Source organism: Pseudarthrobacter sp. P1, from assembly GCF_050156935.1.
Taxonomy (GTDB): domain Bacteria; phylum Actinomycetota; class Actinomycetes; order Actinomycetales; family Micrococcaceae; genus Specibacter.
In genome coordinates, this window is record NZ_CP189587.1 from 60,861 (window position 1) to 76,671 (window position 15,811).

Sequence of the window (15,811 nt, forward strand, 5' to 3'; positions counted from 1 at the left end):
GCGGTATTGCGGAAGATCCGCCACCAGCCCTCGGCGCAGGTCCAGCCAGCACGCCCCGACCGGGATGAAGGCGTGGCTGATGCGGGGATGGTCTGCCAGCCACGTCCGGGTGGCCAGGCTGTGAGGGGAGGAAAGGAAAGTCGGTGGCCACCACGATGTCCTTCTCCGGGTTGTCTTCCTCCATGCCGTGCAGGAACCGCTGGTAGGCGGTGCTGTCGCGGCGCGTCGCGGCCATCGTGGCCTCCCGGCCATCGGAGGGCCGCAGGGCCCCGTGCACCCAGGTCTTCCCGGGGCCGGGACGCACGCCCGGTTCGCTTGTGATCCGGTGCCCGTCCCCGGCCTGTCCCGGGACCGGACCAGCCCGGCGCGGGCGACGGTGCGCTTCGATCACCGCCCGGGTTCGCGGGGGCAGGGGATCGTCGGGCGGGCGGGTGCGGGGCCAGCGCACGCCCTCGGCGGACAGGATCGAAGCGGACCTGGCTGCGGTGCACCCCGATACCGCCGGCACGGGCCGCCCCGGTGGGGATGTCCAGGGTCCACTCCGGCGGGCCGGTTTCCTGGGCCGGTTTCCTGGGCGGCGGCCAGTTCCCCGGCGGCCCCGCGCACGGGGCGGCCGGGCGGTGGCTGGCCGGCCAGGGCGATGATGCGGGAGCGGGCGTCCTCGCCCAGGCGGGGCGGACGCCCGCAGATCGGCTTGTCGCCGAGCCCGTCCAGGCCCTCGGCATTGAAGCGGTGCAGGCGCTCCCGCACGGTCTCGGTGTGGCAGCCCAGGTCCGCGGCGATGGTGCTGACGGGTTTACCGGCCCAACTACCGGTGACCATGCGGGCCCGAAGAATCCACCCGGCAGGGGCAGGGCGGGCACCAGCCAGCCTACGGATCCTGCGTTCCTCGCCCCGGATCACGCCGCGGACGGGCATACAGGGGTGTGACCATGGCACGGCCCTCCGCCACCGAGTATCCGCCGCCACGCACCGGCGGTCCATACCTCCCTTGAGGAATGCAGCACTAACCCGGGGTTTTCATCAGGGTTGGGCTGAGGGGTGTGTTTAAGACACGAAAAGGTGCTCTGACAAGGGAAAATAGGGGTGTCTACGCCGTTATTTCCGTGTCTTGAAGGAGCACCTTTTCGATGCATCAGCCTACCAAGGTCTTCCCGTCCCTCCCGGTCACTTTCACCGGCCAGTCGCTGGTCTCCCATGCCGGGGGACGGATCCTGACCTCATTCATCGACGCCCTCGGGTTCCGGGACCTGTGCGAGGACCGGCTCGGGCAGTTCGTCCCCGCGATGGCCTCACACCGGCCCGGGAGGCTGCTCGGGTCGCTGGCGGTGATGCTCGCCGCCGGCGGCGAGCACGCCTCGGACCTGGACATCCTGCGCGCCCAGCCCGGCGTGTTCGGCAACGTGCCCTCGAACGCAACAGTCTCCCGGTTCTTCGAACGCACCGTGAAGAACCCGGACGTCTTCGATTACGGCTTTTCGACCCTGGCCAAGGAACTGCGGACCCGGGCATGGGAAGCCGCAGGAGACCGCAGCCCGGCGGTGAAGGCGACGGCCGCGGACCCGCTGCTCATCGACCTCGACGCCACCTTGGTGACCTCGCACTCGGACAAGGAACAGGCCACCGGAAACTACAAGGGCGGGTTCGGATTCGCCCCGTTCACCGCCAGCCTCGATTACGGTGCCGGCAGCGGCACCGGGGAGGAACTCGCGGTACTGTTGCGTCACGGCGGGGCCACGGCGAACAACGCCGAGGACCACATCCGCATCTTCGAGGCCGCCATCGCCGTCCTGCCCGACTCCCTCTACGGTGGGACCGGGGAACTGGACGGGGAGAAGATCCTGGTCCGCACCGACAGCGCCGGCGCGTCCCGGAAGTTCCTCTGGTACCTGCATTCGCGGGGCGTGCAGTTCTCCGCCTCGTACCCGGTGCCGGTCGGCAAGGCCCACATGATCGACTGGATCAACGACAAGAAATACTGGCAACCGGCCCTGGACCAGGACGGGGTCGAACGCGATGACGCCTGGGTCATCAACGCCACGCAGGTGATCCCGCTCGATGACTACCCGCCGGGGACGAAGATCTTCCTGCGCGCCGAACCGCTGCACCCCGGCGCGACACCGACCCTGCTCGACATCGACGGTCACCGTGTGACAGCGTTTCTGACGAACTCCCCGCGCTGGCACGGACCTTTTCTGGATGCCCGGCACCGGGCCCGCGGCCGGGCCGAGAACCGCATCAAAACCCTAAAGAACACCGGGCTCGGAAAGCTCCCCTTCTTCGATTTCGCTGCCAACCAGGCCTGGGCCAACCTCGCGGTCCTGGCCGCGAACCTGGTCTCCTGGCTCCAGCTCACCGCCCTGCCCGACGGCCACAAAGCACGGGGCTGGGACATCAAACGCTGGCGCTACCGGCTCTTCGCCACCGCCGGGAAAATCATCACCCGCGCCCGCCGGAACCACCTGCTGCTGCCCGCCGCCGCGCCGGAGCAACCCCTGATCAGCGCCCTGCTCGAAGCCATTGAACGGATCGCCGCAGCCGCGAACCGCCCCGCGGTCCTCCTGCGGGCCTGACACCGCAACCCCCCGTCAACCAACGAGCAGGAAAGAAGAACACCAACGGGAACAGTGGAAGCCCGCGCACAGCCCGGCGCCCCCGGGTCCATCAGCCACACCCGAAATCCGATTCAGCCCGCCGGGACGGCAAAACCCGCACCCAACGCCCCGACCGCCGTCCGATGAAAAATCCGGGCTAACGGGGCTTCGCCCCAGCCCAACGAGTCGTGTGGTGGTCGCTGCGGTATCGGGGGTTCGGGCCGGTGGGATTGTGGCACTGGCTGGCTGCATCGATTGGGTGTAAGAACCGTTGTAGCGGCTGGTTGGACTGTTGGCCGCCCGATCCCCGGGAGCCCGTCATGACCGTTGCACGCAGCGTAGCCGATGTTGTTGCCGAACATGTCCTGTTCGAGGTCGAATGCATTGACCGGATGTATCTTAACGTGTATGTTCCTGGCCTGCAGTATGCCCCGGGACTGGTTGCCTACGTGCACCGGCAGTTGGGGTTGCCGGTCGCTTCGACCGCACCGATGGCAAGAATCACCGACCGGTTCTCGGCCGCGGTGCACCGTTTCGCCGCTGCCGCCCAAATCCGTGGGTGACTTCGCCAGGGGCCAGCGCAAGGACGATGTGATGCACGGGTACCTGAAGGACTTCACTGCGGCGGAGGGCGTGGTGTTCATCGGCCGGGCGCAGGAAAAGACGGCGCTGTTCCGGACCGAGGAACGCCACGACGCCGAGGGCAAGAGCTACCCGTGGATCATCAAGTCCACCGGGGTGGTCAACCACTTTTACTTCTACTGCGTCGACGCGGACTTCGGCCCGTTCTTCCTCAAGTTCTGCTCATACTTCCCCTACAACGCAAAGCTGTGCATCAATGGCCACCACTGGGCCCAGCACCAGGCGGGCAAGGCCGGACTCGGGTTCACCGCCTTGGACAACGCCTTCGCCGCGGTCCAGGACCCGGCCGCGTTGCAGAGGATCTGCGACCGGCTGACCGGCGAGGAAATCGACGCGCTGCTGCGCAAGTGGCTGGCCATTCTGCCCGATCCGTTCACCGATGCCGACCGGGCCGCGGGCTACCGGTATGACCTGCCGGTGCTGCAGGCCGAGTTCTCCCTGACCCAGATGCTCGACACCCCGGTCTCGGGGCGGATCTTCTTCGAACAGGTCATCCGCGACAATCTCGACATCGGCCGCCCCGACCAGGTCGGGTGCGGTCTTCCACCGCCGTCTGATATCCAAAGGACCCCACGCCACGCCGGGGAAGTTCCGCACCCGGGTGATCACCGAGGGCGTCACCCCCAGCCTGCACATCGACTACAAAAACACCACGATCAAGCAGTACCACAAGGAAGGACGTTCCCTGCGCACCGAGACCACGATCAACAACACCTATGTTTTCCGGATCGGCAAACGACTGACAAATCTGCCCGCCCTGCGGGAGATCGGCTACACCGCCAACCGACGCCTTCTCCGCGTCCAACGACTCAGCCACGACCCGATCACCGGCGCCGATGCCCTCGCTGCCATCACCAGCCCTGTCACCACCGCCGCCGGCACGCGTGTGCCGGGACTGCGCTTCGCCGACCAGCGCAGCCACGCCCTGTTGTCGGCGCTGCTGGTCTTCCGGCTCCAACCCTACGGATTCACCAACGGGGACCTGCGTACCCTCGCCGCCGAGCTACGCGGACTTGACCCCGGCGGCGTTTCCGCCGGGCAGATGACCTACGATCTGCGCCGCCTCAAAACCCGCAACCTGATCACCCGGATCGAGGGAACCCACCGCTACAGGGTCACCGACCACGGGCTCGACACCGCCAAATTCCTCACCTGCGTCCAGGACCGGATCCTGCGCACCGGCCTGGCCGAACTCAACTCCCCGGCACCCGCACCGGGCCGGCTCAGCTCTGCCGCGACCGCCTACCGCGCCGCAGTCGATACGCTCACCACTGCCGCGCTGTTCGTGGCATGAAGCACTCCGCAGCCCCGGCCCGGTGGCCACCGGCCGAACCCGACCCAAAAATTCGGCTACGCCGCACATAGCCCTCTAGGGCGTGTCTCCCAATGCGGCGCTCCAGATGACGACGGCGTGCAGGACGGCCGCTGAGCGGTAGGTGAGGGCCAGTTTGTCGTAGCGGGTGGCCAGGGACCGCCATTGCTTGAGGGTGTTGAAGCTGCGCTCGACCACATTGCGCCGTTTGTAGGCGTCCCTGTCGTATCTGACGGGGCGTCCCCCGGCGGAGCCCTTGCGTTTCCGGTTGGCCTTCTGGTCGTCCTTTTCCGGGATAACGCACTCGATGCCCCGCCCGCGCAGGTACGCCCGGATTGCTTTGGAGGAATAGGCCTTGTCGGCCATGGCCCGGTCCGGGCGGGTGCGGGCCCGGCCGGGACCGGGCCTTTCTACCTTCAGGGCCTCCATGAGGTTCTCAAACATCGGCGAGTCCCCGCCCTGGCCCGGCCCCAGCAGCAGGACCAGGGGACGCATGTTGCCATCCACCAGGGCGTGGATCTTGGTGGTCAGCCCGCCGCGGGACCGGCCGATGGCATGGTCCTCAGGCTCGTCGAGCAGATTCCTGTAATTCGACAGGTCCCCCTGTGTGGCGGGGCAGGTTCGTGCCGTGCTGGTGGGCACGGTTGACCGTGGAGTCGATCGAGACCTCCCAGTTGATCAGCCCGGCCGTGTCCGCGCGGGTCAGCAACGCCGCCAGGACCTTGTCCCAGGTCCCGTTGGCGGCGTTGCGGCGGTGGTGCTTCCACACGGTCTTCCACGACCCGAAATAGGCAGGGAGATCACGCCATGGGATCCCTGCCCGGTAGCGGTAGATGATGCCCTCGGTCATCAGCCGGTGGTCGTTGAAGGGTCGGCCCGGTTTCCCCGACGAATCGGGCATCAACGGGGCAATGGACTCCCACTGGGCATCGGACAACACGGAATAGCGAGAAGGCACCCATCAATCATGCCAAACCGCAAAACCACTGATTAGGAGACACACCCTAGGGCCCGCGCCTGAAATTCGGTTCAGAAGTCGGCCGATGGATTCTTGGATTTGTTCCGCTGTTTTGGGGACTGTGGAATTAACGGTGTATCCGGCTCGACACGCCGGGCGGTGAGCCTGGCGGGGAGGATCCCGATATGGCCGCAACACTTGAGGCTGTGCCGAGTACGAAACCGTGGACAAGAAAACAGAAACAACCGAGGCCGACGCTGCCCGCGAACTGGTCAGGATGGCGAAGGAACGGGGGCGCTTAATTTGGCCGCGTTCGACTATGGGTAGCCTATGGGGCTTGGGTGCTTTTTAGGGTGGCCGCTACGCGGGTGCTTTCGGTTTCGAAGCGGGAGAGCAGCCGCAACAGGTCGTGGCGGTCTTCCTCGTTCCAGTCGCTGAGAATGTCATCAATCAGGGTGTTGCCCGAATGCCGTAGCGCGGCGCCGGCCCGCTTCCCGTCCGGGGTGAGCCTGATCAGCGAGGCGCGCGAATCCCTGGGGTCGCCGGACCTTTCGACCAGTCCCGCTTCTTGGAGGCGTGCGGTGATTTTGGAGATGTTGGACGCGCCTGTGACCATTCGCTCTGCCAGGGCCGACGGGCGTTGGGGGCCGGAGTTGTTCAGGATGCTGAGCAGTGTCAGGGCTCCGGGGTCCAGCACCACGCCCTCGCGCGCAGCGACAGCGGTGGTGAAATCCGGTGCCGTCCATTGTGCCAGGATCCCATTGAGGGTCTGTATCAGCGCAGCATTCTGTTCCGGTTCTGTCATGGTCAGGCCTCTGTTCCGCCGTCTACGCGCAGGACAACACCGGTGATGAAAGCAGCCTGATCCGAAAGCAGGAAGGCCGTTGCGTTGGCGATATCCACGGGTTGTCCCAGGTGCTTCATCGGGATCTCCGCTGTGTAGGCGGCCTTGGCCTCGGCCGGCAGGGAAGCCAGCGCAGCGGTTTCAATGGCGCCGGGGGCTACGGCGTTCACGCGGATGCCGAGTTCGGCGTTTTCTTTGGCAACGCTGCGGGTCAGGGAAACGACACCGTGCTTTGCCGCTCCGTAGGGAGTCAGCCGGGGTGTGGCGCTGATGCCGGCCAGCGAGGCGATGTTCACGATGGAACCGCGGCCCTGCTTCACGAAGTGGGCGACCTGGCTCTGCATGGCCAGGAAGGTCCCGCGAAGGGTTACGTTGATGGTTCGGTCCCAGTCGGCGGGCGTGATGTCCTGGACCGGCTTGGGCATTGCCCCGACACCGGCGTTGTTCACTGCCAGATCCAGTCGGCCAAACGACTCGATGGCGAAGGGAACCAGTGCGTTGACTTCGTCGGCATCGGCGACATTGGCATGCTTGTAGGCCGCTTGTCCTCCGGCCGCTTCGATGAGCGCCACGGTTTCGGCACCCGCTTCGTCGTTGACGTCCGAGACGATGACAGCGGCACCGTCAGCGGCCAGGCGCAAAGCAATGGCGCGGCCGATGCCGGCGCCGGCGGCTGTAACAAGTGCTACGTGGTTTTCAAAAAGCATGGGCTGCTCTCCCCGGATCATATTTACTGTCGTCTAGACAGTATATACCCCCGGCTTTCCCGCGGTAGATGACCACCCGCACTTCGCTCGGATGCCTTCCCGCACCAAGGCAGCACTCGAGGCTGCCTTTCCGGGCGGCCCAGGGAGCCCCGGTCTCGGAGGTGGCAGCGAGACGATGGAAGAAGCGTGCGGTCGCGGGCTGTTAGCCGGATGCGGCTTCCCGCCCGGTTCCCCGGCGCAGCAGCATCAACGCGAGAAGCACTGCCAGGGAGATTCCAATGACCGTAAAAACGACTCGCTCAATGGTTAATTCGAATCCGAGTTCCACATTGCCGAGGGAGGCGAAAATCAACAACATGGGCGTCAGCGCCAGTGCCTGCATGAGGTACGCCCCACCCATGGAATACCAGACCAGAAAGAACAGACAGAGCACGGCGACAATGACAGTTCCCCACAGCGGCAGGAACCATACGGCCAGCAAAGCAATCATGGCGCCCAGGAAGGTGCCGATAAGACGACCATTGAGAGTCTCGCGGCGCTGACTGGCCAGCGGCCGCAAAGCCATCAAGACGGTCACGGCAACCCAGTACCCATGAGGGATGTGATTGACCAGGCTCCAGTACATGATTGCAGCACACAACAGACCCACCGCGATGCCGTGCTCCCACGCCGCGCGTTTCTCCACGGGAAGGGTCGGGGCCTGGAATTTGAGCAGCCGGGTGATCAGGGCACCCGCCACTCCGCCGGCAAGAATCCATAAAACTGCGGACCACCAGCTGAGGTTAATCGGACCGGGGCCAAACAGGATCACCATGACCGGAGCCAGCGCGAGCAGCCCGGCGGAGCGCTGGCTGCAAACAGGATCGCTGAGACGAACATGAGTACCGTTTTGCCCACCGTCCGGTAACGATCGTTACCGGACGGTGCGTAGCCTTGGCGTCGAATGTTGGACGACTTCACCAATCATCGTCTGGCACCTGTGTTAGGTAGACCCAGGTTCTCTCATCGTTTGTTGGCAGGCTTCCTGGACTTTGGTGATGAGGGGTGAGTCGGACATGTCGGTGCTGTAGATCAAGCTGACCGTTGAGATGGCGGTGGTGTCTTGGAGGTCCAGATAGACCAGTCCGGGGATGATAAATGCACGCATCGATTCCGGGACCACTGCGATGCCTAGGTGGGCGGCGACCAGGCCGAGGATGGTGGGGAACTGGACGGCTTCCTGGACGATGTCAAAGTCCACGCCCACGGCATGGAGGAGAGCGGAAATGTGGTCAAAAAGAGAGGAGATCCGGCTTCGCGGGAAGGCAATGAAGGCCTCACCGTGCAGATCCTTCAGCGAAACGGTGGCACGGCTGGCGAGGCGGTGGTCTGCGGCCACGGCGACCACCAGGGTTTCGTGCCTGATTACCGTGGCGCTTATACCCGGCACCGTGCGAACTTCGCGGGCGATCCCGGCGTCAAGAACACCGGCTGCAATGAGCTCCAGTTGTACGTCTGTGGTCTCCTCGCGTAGTTGCAGATCGATTCCCGGCCACTGTGCGCGCAGCTGCCGGACCAGACCCGGCACCATGGTGATGGCTGCGGATGAGACGAAGCCCAGCCGCAGCCGGCCCAGTTCGCCGTTTTTGGCATGCTTGAGGGCCGTCTCCATGACGGCGTACTGTGACAGGACCCTGCGCGCGTGCTCCAACAACACTTCGCCCTCGGCGGTGAGCTCAACGTTGCGTGAATTTCGCACGAACAAGGCCACCTTGCACTCTTCCTCCAGCTTGCGTATTTGTTGGCTCAACGGCGGTTGTGCCATGTGAAGGCGTTGGGCGGCCCGGTTGAAGTGGAGTTCTTCGGCCACGGCCACAAAGAGTTCAAGGCGTCTGAGGTTCATGCAATCAAGACTAAACGCATATTGAAACGCGTCAAATAGATATTTCTTTAGCCGCGGCAATGCGTCTAGCGTTGCCAGTGAGAGAAGTCACAGAGCTGAACGTAGCAGAGGATTGAAAATGCCTGTAACGACCAAATCCGCCAGCAGTTACATCAATGGATCCTGGGTAGAGGGATCAGGTGATTTTGTCTCCCGCCACAATCCGGCGGTGCCGGGGCAGGCCGTGACGAGGTACCACCAGGCCGGCTCGGCAGAGCTGGGACAGGCCGTTCAGGCCGCATTGGCCGCAGGTACGGCCTGGGACGGGCTGGGGATACTAGCGCGTGGCCGGGTGCTGAGTGCAGCGGCGGTAGCGATCCGTGAGCGGGCTGAGGAAATCGCCGCCGTCATGACAGCCGAACACGGCAAAACGATCGCGGAGTCCCGGATGGAGGTTGACGCATCGGCGGACACCTTTGACTACCATGGCGCCTCCGCCCGCAATCCGGTAGGCACCGAATTCCCCTCCAGCCATCCAGAAGAACGGATCCTAACCGTGCGGCGGCCGCTGGGCGTGGTCGGTGTGATCACACCCTGGAACTTCCCCCTGCAGATTCCGGCCTGGAAGATCGCGCCGGCGCTCTTGCACGGGAACACGGTGGTCTGGAAGTCGGCGAGCAACACCCCGGGCGTCTCCGCGCTGCTGATGGAGGCGCTAGCCGCCGCCGGCCTCCCCGCCGGCGTCGTCAACCTGGTCCTGGGCCCCGGCCAGCTCGGCTCGGAGCTGGTCTCCAACCCCCTTGTGGGGGGTGTGACATTCACCGGATCAGTCCCCGTTGGCCACCACATCCGCGGGATTGTCTGTGGGCGCGGCGCGAAACTGCAGCTGGAACTCGGCGGCCACAACGCCACACTCGTCCTTCCCGACGCGGATGCTGAACTTGCAGCCACCAGCGTCGTGAACGCCGCCATGGGCTCTACCGGCCAGAAGTGCACGGCCACGCGGCGCGTGATCCTGGTCGGCGGCGGCCATGAGGACTTTCTGGCACGGCTCAAGGACAAGGTGTCGGCCCTGGTCGTGGGGCCGGGCACGGACCCGACCGTCCAGATCGGCCCGGTCGTCTCCGAGTCCGCCCGCGAGGAAATCAACGCCGCAATCGACCAGGCGCTGGCGGAAGGCGGGGAAATCCTGGCCCAGGCAACCGTGCCGGACGCCGAGGGCAGCTACGTCGCCCCCACCGTGCTGACCGGCCCCCGTTCCATGGCCATCTGCCAGGAGGAGGTATTTGGCCCCGTCACCACCGTGCTGCACGCAGAGACCCTGGAGGAGGCCATCGACCTGGCCAACAGCACGGCCTTCGGCCTCACCGCCGCCGTCTTCAGCAGCGATGAGCGCGCCATCCGCCAGTGCGTCTCCCAGCTTCAGGCTGGCCTGGTGAAAGTCAACGCCCCCACCACGGGCTCCGAACTCCACGCACCCTTCGGTGGAATGAAGGACTCCACCTTCGCCGGACCCCGGGAGCAGAACAGCGCCGCCGCCGCCACCTTCTTCACCCACGAAAAGACCGCCTACCTGCGCCTGGCACCCAAGAAGGCATGATCATGACGCTTCAGGACGAACGAACCGTGCACGAGCTCCGGTCCCCGGAGGAAGTGCTCTCCAGCGCCGACATGAACGGCGCCTGGGCCACCCGCCACAGCTTTGCCCGCACCATGCTCCGCCGCGCGGCCTCTCACCGTTGGACGGTGGCCAAGACCCGCCTGGACCTGGATAACCTGGGACGGGGGACCGCCGTGTACACGGTCAATGCCGAGGGCTTCGAGCTGAACTTCATCGCCTTCTGCCAGGTCTTGGAAGAAAGTGATCGCACCGACCGGGTCATCGCCAACGCGTGGGACATCACGGCCGCCCTCGTCGACGGCGAATTGACGATGGAGCGCGAAGCCGACCTTCGCCGCAATGTCCCGTTCCAGGAAAAAGGCCGCACCGACCCGGAAACGATCATCATGACGCGGGCCAACCGCAGCGCCCGCTTCTTCGACTACGTCAGCGACTGCCTCTCCACGGGGAACCAGCCCGACGTCGACAAGATCGGCCCCAGCCCCTACCTGATCCGCAGCACCGCGTTTTACGGCAATGGCAAATTCGGGCTCAAGGAACTGGCCAACATCCCGGCCGGCCATCCGTTGTCCGTCCCCTATCGTTCGCAGATGCTTGCGGCCTGGCTGCTGCGCGAGCTCAGCATGGATATGGTGGAACACGTCGCCAGGGCCAAGGCCCTGGCCGCCGGCACCGTAGCCGTTTCCTTGGACGCGGCTTGGGCCAAATACTTCGGGTTGGGCAACGCGACCGGCCTGGGCATGGTTCCCTTCCTCGTCAACCACCCCGACTACCTTGATGCCTGGTGCCGGCTTCGGGAGGTTCCCCTCGCGGCAGGGCTTGCCGCCAGCTACGCACCGGACCACCCGGATCTGGGGCGGATCGCTGGACTTCTGGATAGGGCCGACCGGCACCTGGCGGAAAAGTCGGAGCTCAAGACGGTCCCGTTCCTCTCGACGGAATTGATCAGGCCCCAACTTCACCAGCTTCGCTCGGACCTTCAGACGTTCATGGCATCCAGCCAGGAGTCCGCCCCGGTACTGGCCCGCCTGCACGACATGGCGGCCGGCCTCAGCCCGGAAGTCCGCGGCATCTTCGCCTCGATCGTCATTGAACTCCAGACCGGCTTTGATGACGAAGCCGAAGCCCTGCTCACAGTGGCAGGTGCGCCACCCTTCAACCCCGCCATGGGCTGCCGTGAGCTGCGGCAGCTTTTGGAGCAGAACTATGGTTGGGCGCGCAGCTATGACTTTGCCGCCCCGGAGCGCTCCAGCTACTACTGGTACTCCTCCGCCAACAGTGAAGAACCACGCCGGGCGCAGCGGGCGGAGCTGACTGGCAGAGCGGTGGAGCACTGCACCGATATCGTCCGCCGCATCAATGCCCTGGCCGCCGACCTGGAGGGGTTTCCCGCCGAGGCCAGCGTGGCCGAACTCCTGCTGGCGCATCCGTGCCACCGGTTCGCCGCCGAACGGATCCAGCAAACCCGGCAGTACCACTACGGCGAATTGCGCGACAATCTTCTGGATGCCGACTTCCTGCCGTTGAGCACCCAACGCTTCCAGTTGGCCACCTACGGGATGAACAACTTCAGCCCCCAGTCAACTGACTGGGTCCGCGTCACCCTGTTCAGCGGAGCACCGCGCGTGGCGGACGTCCTGAACGGAATCGACGATGACGACTGGCTCTTTCCGCTGGCTCCCGAAGGAGGGAACGCATGAGCGTGCACCAGCAGGCAACCGTCGTGGACGGCCTGCAGATCAGCAACTGGAGCCGACCGGTCCTGGAGGAACTGCGCACGGGCGGCGTCAGCGCCGTCAACGCCACCTGCGCCGTCTGGGAAAACGCGGCTGAAACCATCCGGTCCATCGCCCAATGGCTTGAACTGGCCAACCGCAACCCGGATCTCTTCTTCCTGGCCACCAGCGGCGCCGACATTGAAGCCGCCAAACAGCAAAACAGAATCGCCGTTTTTCTCGGTTTCCAGAACACCAGCCCGTTTGAAGACGACTACCGGTATGTGGAACTCTTCCACCGCTTGGGCGTCCGCATTGCCCAGCTGACGTACAACAACCAGAACCTGCTCGGCGGCGGATGCTTCGAGGCCGAGGACTCCGGGCTCACCCGCTACGGCCGTGTCGTGGTGGCGGAGATGAACCGTGTCGGGATGCTCATTGACCTCTCCCACGTCGGATACCGGACCAGCCGCGAGGCGATCGAGGCCTCGACCGTCCCCGTGGCGATTACCCATTCCAACCCGCTCTGGTTCTTCGATACACCCCGAAACAAGCCCCACGACGTAATCCAACCGCTCGTGGACCGTGGCGGGGTCATCGGCTGCTGCCTCTACCCCACCGTCAGCGGCGGCGAACACGTGAGCATCGAGAGCTTCGCCGCCATGGTCTCACGCATGGTGGACCAGTACGGGCCTTCCCACATCGGCCTGGGCAGCGACTGCACCCGCGGGTGGGACCACGAATTCGTCGGGTGGCTCCGCAACGGACGCTGGCAGCCCACGGCACCGGAAGACTCACCCACCTGGCCGGCCTGGCCCAACTGGTTCACCGGGCCCGAAGACTTTCCACGGCTCACCGACGGACTCGTGACCGCCGGACTCACAGATGAGACCATCGGCGCGGTCCTGGGCGGAAACTTCAGCCGCCTGTTCACCGAGGTCATGGACAACACAAAGGAGAAGGCCCATGTCTGAGAACACCACCATTCTCACTGGTGCCACTGATGGTGACCGGGTGACAGCCGTCGCCTCCGTCCAGCCCCGAGAGATCACCGAATCAGCCTTCCGTGCCTTGTGCGCCGCGGGCGCGGACCCTGCCGAAGCCCGGGAGGGCGGACTGGCCGTCCTGCGGGCCGAAGTCGACTCGCATCACGGGCTTGCCCTCCTTGAACAGCTGCTCTGCGCAGACTGGGCACAGCCCATGCGAGCCGCCGGCACCAGGGCGACGTCGTGGGCCGGTGTCACCGTCCACGAACTCGACTGCCCGGGGCAGCCGGCACTGCGTTCTGCAATGCAACTCATTGACCTGGCGGCCGGCGGCGCCGCAGGGGACGTTCGCGTGGCACGAACCACGGTTGCCGGAATCCCGCGCCAACTGTGGAACGACCTGCTCCTGCGGCGCAGCGCAAGCCTGCAGCGCACCATCATTATCGCCCTGTCCGCCACCGCGACCACTGATGTCGGCGGCAGCACGGAATACCTCACCGTCCAGAACGGCGCAGTCACCTCGGCAACGGAGCCGCCCAACGCCGCCATTGCCGCGTCGCTGCTGCCCCCGTCGGAAGGCGGCAACACGGTCGTCGTCCTTCCCGGCACCAACGATCTGGCCCACCTGGACGTCAGCATCTCCCAAAAACCCTTGAAAGTACGTGAAGAAGAATGGCATCGCATGTATCAGCTCTCCCGGAACTACCTGATGGCGGACCGGTGAGCAGCATCGAGCGCACCCAGTTCTCCGACGGCTTGCCCCGGCCCTACTCGGCCTCAGCCGCCGTGAACGGCATCGTCTTTCTCTGCGGGCAGGTCCCCACCCGTGCCGACGGCTCGACCCCTGCCGACATTGCCGGCCAGGTTGTCCAAGCCTTCGACAACCTGGAAAACGCCCTGTCGGGTGCACATTCGGACCTGTCCAGCCTCCTCAAGCTCACCGTCTTCCTCGCGGATCTGGACGAGTTCGAGGACTACAACGCCGCCTACCTCACCAGGCTCAGCGGCCATCCCCTGCCTCCCCGGACCACCGTGCAGGTTGCGCGGTTCCGTGGTGAGAAGCGCATCGAAATTGATGCCGTCGCAGCCGTAACAGCCTGACCGAACAACGGCCATGGATCTGTTGGGTAACCACTGTCGCTTTCCCATAGCCCAGATCGGAACCATCATGCTCTCGCACGCACCATCTCCCACTCCGGCACCCGCATCGCAACTCACCATCGATTCAGCACCGCTGAACGCGTTCCACAAACGCCTGACCCTCTTCAGTTCCGGCGGGCCCTTCCTGGATGGCTACATTCTGGCCATTATCGGCATCGCCCTGGTCCAGATCATTCCCCAATGGCAGATGAATGAGTGGTGGAACGGGCTCATCGGCGCCTCGGCACTGGTCGGGGTCTTCATTGGCGGGCTGGTCTTTGGCAACATCACCGACAAAATCGGCCGCAAACTCATGTACACGATTGACCTGGTTGCGATCATCGTGTTTTCGATCGCGCAGTTCTGGGTCAGCGAGCCCTGGCAGTTGTTCACGCTGCGCCTGCTCATCGGCATCGCGGTCGGCGCCGACTATCCCATCGCCACCGCACTGGTCGCCGAATTCGTCCCCGCGAATTGGCGGGCCCGCCTGCTGGGAGGCTTGAATGCCATGTGGTTTGTTGGGGCCACCGTCGCCGCGTTCGTCGGATACTGGCTGCTGTCACTCGATGATGGCTGGCGCTGGATGCTCCTGTCCTCGGCAGTGCCTGCGGTAGTGATCCTCATTGCCCGGGCCACCATCCCGGAATCCCCGCACTGGCTTGTTGGCAAGGGACGCCAGCAGGAGGCCCTGGACATCTTGAAGAAGGCCATCGGCGAGGGTGCGACGCTGGAGGGGATCACCGCCCACGACCCCAATGCGGTCAAGCTCAGCACCAAAAAAGCCTTCAAGATGGTTCTCACCGGCGGCTACCTGAACCGGGTCATCTTCATCTCCATTTTCTGGACCTGCACCATCGTGACCTTGTTCTCGATCTACGCGTTCGGACCCCAGATCCTGGCCCTGTTCCACCTCGAGTCCGGTGATGCAGCCAATATCGGCTACGGGCTGATCAACCTGTTCTTCCTGGTGGGCAACATTGTCGCCCTCCTCGTGGTCGACAAGCTCGGCCGCCGGCCCGTCCTGATCTGGGGATTCGTCCTCTCGGGTGTTGGGTTGTTGTTCCTGGCCATCTTCCCCACCGCGCCCCTGGGCCTGATTGCCCTGGCCTTCGCGTTCTACGCCATTTTCAACGGCGGCCCCTCGATCCTGGAATGGATCTACCCCAATGAGCTGTTCCCCACCAAGGTTCGTGCCACCGCCGTGGGCCTGTGCACAGGAACCAGCCGCATTGGCGCCGCCATCGGCACCTTCGCCACACCCCTGGCCTTAACGCACCTGGGCCTCTCGGGGACCATGTGGATTGCCGCCGGGATCGCTCTGGTTGGCGCGGGTGCAAGCTACTTCATGGCACCGGAAACCAAGGGCAAGAACCTCGAAGACGCCGCCTCGCTCCATGCCTGAGCCCACCACCGACGCGGCCACACGATTAT

The 15,811-nt window shown here is 64.9% G+C and carries 16 protein-coding genes; 9 read left to right on the forward strand and 7 right to left on the reverse strand.

The window, feature by feature from the left end; genetic code table 11:
• Positions 1-387: 387 nt before the first annotated feature.
• Complete coding sequence (locus ACQCSX_RS22870; RefSeq protein ID WP_427019415.1) at positions 388-984, reverse strand: helix-turn-helix domain-containing protein; 597 nt, start codon at positions 982-984, stop codon at positions 388-390.
• A 146-nt stretch (positions 985-1,130) separates the two neighbouring features.
• Here ACQCSX_RS22870 and ACQCSX_RS22875 point away from each other — a divergent pair, with 146 nt between their 5' ends.
• Positions 1,131-2,573, forward strand: a complete 1,443-nt coding sequence (locus tag ACQCSX_RS22875; RefSeq protein ID WP_427015697.1) for an IS1380 family transposase — start codon at positions 1,131-1,133, stop codon at positions 2,571-2,573.
• Positions 2,574-2,914: 341 nt separating this feature from the next.
• Positions 2,915-3,157 carry a hypothetical protein gene (locus tag ACQCSX_RS22880; protein ID WP_427019416.1) on the forward strand — a complete coding sequence of 81 codons (243 nt, stop codon included), beginning with the start codon at positions 2,915-2,917 and terminating at the stop codon, positions 3,155-3,157.
• Between the two features lie 241 nt (positions 3,158-3,398).
• Here ACQCSX_RS22880 and ACQCSX_RS22885 read toward each other — a convergent pair whose 3' ends face one another.
• Positions 3,399-3,857, reverse strand: coding sequence for a hypothetical protein (locus ACQCSX_RS22885; protein ID WP_427019306.1), 459 nt, complete (start codon positions 3,855-3,857; stop codon positions 3,399-3,401).
• Between ACQCSX_RS22885 and ACQCSX_RS22890 the strand changes: the two genes are divergently transcribed.
• Positions 3,838-4,530 (forward strand): hypothetical protein, encoded by a 693-nt coding sequence (locus ACQCSX_RS22890; RefSeq protein WP_427019417.1) that lies wholly within the window; start codon positions 3,838-3,840, stop codon positions 4,528-4,530. The genes ACQCSX_RS22885 and ACQCSX_RS22890 overlap by 20 nt on opposite strands.
• Positions 4,531-4,605: 75 nt before the next feature.
• Here the strand turns inward: ACQCSX_RS22890 and ACQCSX_RS22895 are convergent.
• The 5 genes from ACQCSX_RS22895 to ACQCSX_RS22915 all read right to left on the reverse strand — a co-directional run bounded on the left by ACQCSX_RS22895 (position 4,606) and on the right by ACQCSX_RS22915 (position 8,939).
• Positions 4,606-5,449 (reverse strand): IS5 family transposase gene (locus tag ACQCSX_RS22895; RefSeq protein ID WP_427019270.1). Its coding sequence is split into 2 segments (ribosomal slippage): positions 4,606-5,112 and positions 5,114-5,449, totalling 843 coding nucleotides; the frame shifts between segments, so codons are not numbered across the junction.
• A gap of 385 nt (positions 5,450-5,834) precedes the next feature.
• Positions 5,835-6,311, reverse strand: a complete 477-nt coding sequence (locus tag ACQCSX_RS22900; RefSeq protein WP_427019418.1) for a MarR family winged helix-turn-helix transcriptional regulator — start codon at positions 6,309-6,311, stop codon at positions 5,835-5,837.
• Positions 6,312-6,313: 2 nt separating this feature from the next.
• Entirely contained in the window at positions 6,314-7,057 is a 744-nt protein-coding gene (locus ACQCSX_RS22905; protein ID WP_427019419.1) for an SDR family NAD(P)-dependent oxidoreductase, read from the reverse strand.
• A gap of 202 nt (positions 7,058-7,259) precedes the next feature.
• Positions 7,260-7,871: an FUSC family protein gene (locus tag ACQCSX_RS22910; protein ID WP_427019420.1), complete on the reverse strand. Its 612-nt coding sequence runs from the start codon at positions 7,869-7,871 to the stop codon at positions 7,260-7,262.
• A 168-nt stretch (positions 7,872-8,039) separates the two neighbouring features.
• Positions 8,040-8,939 (reverse strand): LysR family transcriptional regulator, encoded by a 900-nt coding sequence (locus tag ACQCSX_RS22915; protein WP_427019477.1) that lies wholly within the window; start codon positions 8,937-8,939, stop codon positions 8,040-8,042.
• A gap of 118 nt (positions 8,940-9,057) precedes the next feature.
• Here ACQCSX_RS22915 and ACQCSX_RS22920 point away from each other — a divergent pair, with 118 nt between their 5' ends.
• The 6 genes from ACQCSX_RS22920 (at position 9,058) to ACQCSX_RS22945 (ending at position 15,782) form a co-directional block, all read left to right on the forward strand.
• A complete protein-coding gene (locus ACQCSX_RS22920) occupies positions 9,058-10,518 on the forward strand; it encodes an aldehyde dehydrogenase family protein (RefSeq protein ID WP_427019421.1) in 1,461 nt (486 codons plus the stop codon).
• A 2-nt stretch (positions 10,519-10,520) separates the two neighbouring features.
• Positions 10,521-12,239: a hypothetical protein gene (locus ACQCSX_RS22925; protein WP_427019422.1), complete on the forward strand. Its 1,719-nt coding sequence runs from the start codon at positions 10,521-10,523 to the stop codon at positions 12,237-12,239.
• On the forward strand, positions 12,236-13,228 hold the full coding sequence (locus ACQCSX_RS22930) for a membrane dipeptidase (RefSeq protein WP_427019423.1): 993 nt from the start codon (positions 12,236-12,238) through the stop codon (positions 13,226-13,228). The genes ACQCSX_RS22925 and ACQCSX_RS22930 overlap by 4 nt, the downstream gene beginning before the upstream one ends.
• Positions 13,221-13,964, forward strand: coding sequence for a hypothetical protein (locus ACQCSX_RS22935; protein WP_427019424.1), 744 nt, complete (start codon positions 13,221-13,223; stop codon positions 13,962-13,964). Before ACQCSX_RS22930 ends, ACQCSX_RS22935 begins: the two co-directional genes overlap by 8 nt.
• The gene (locus ACQCSX_RS22940; RefSeq protein WP_427019425.1) at positions 13,961-14,341 is read left to right on the forward strand and encodes a RidA family protein; all 381 of its coding nucleotides are present in this window, start codon (positions 13,961-13,963) and stop codon (positions 14,339-14,341) included. The genes ACQCSX_RS22935 and ACQCSX_RS22940 overlap by 4 nt, the downstream gene beginning before the upstream one ends.
• A 67-nt stretch (positions 14,342-14,408) precedes the next feature.
• Complete coding sequence (locus ACQCSX_RS22945) at positions 14,409-15,782, forward strand: MFS transporter (protein WP_427019426.1); 1,374 nt, start codon at positions 14,409-14,411, stop codon at positions 15,780-15,782.
• Positions 15,783-15,811: the final 29 nt, after the last annotated feature.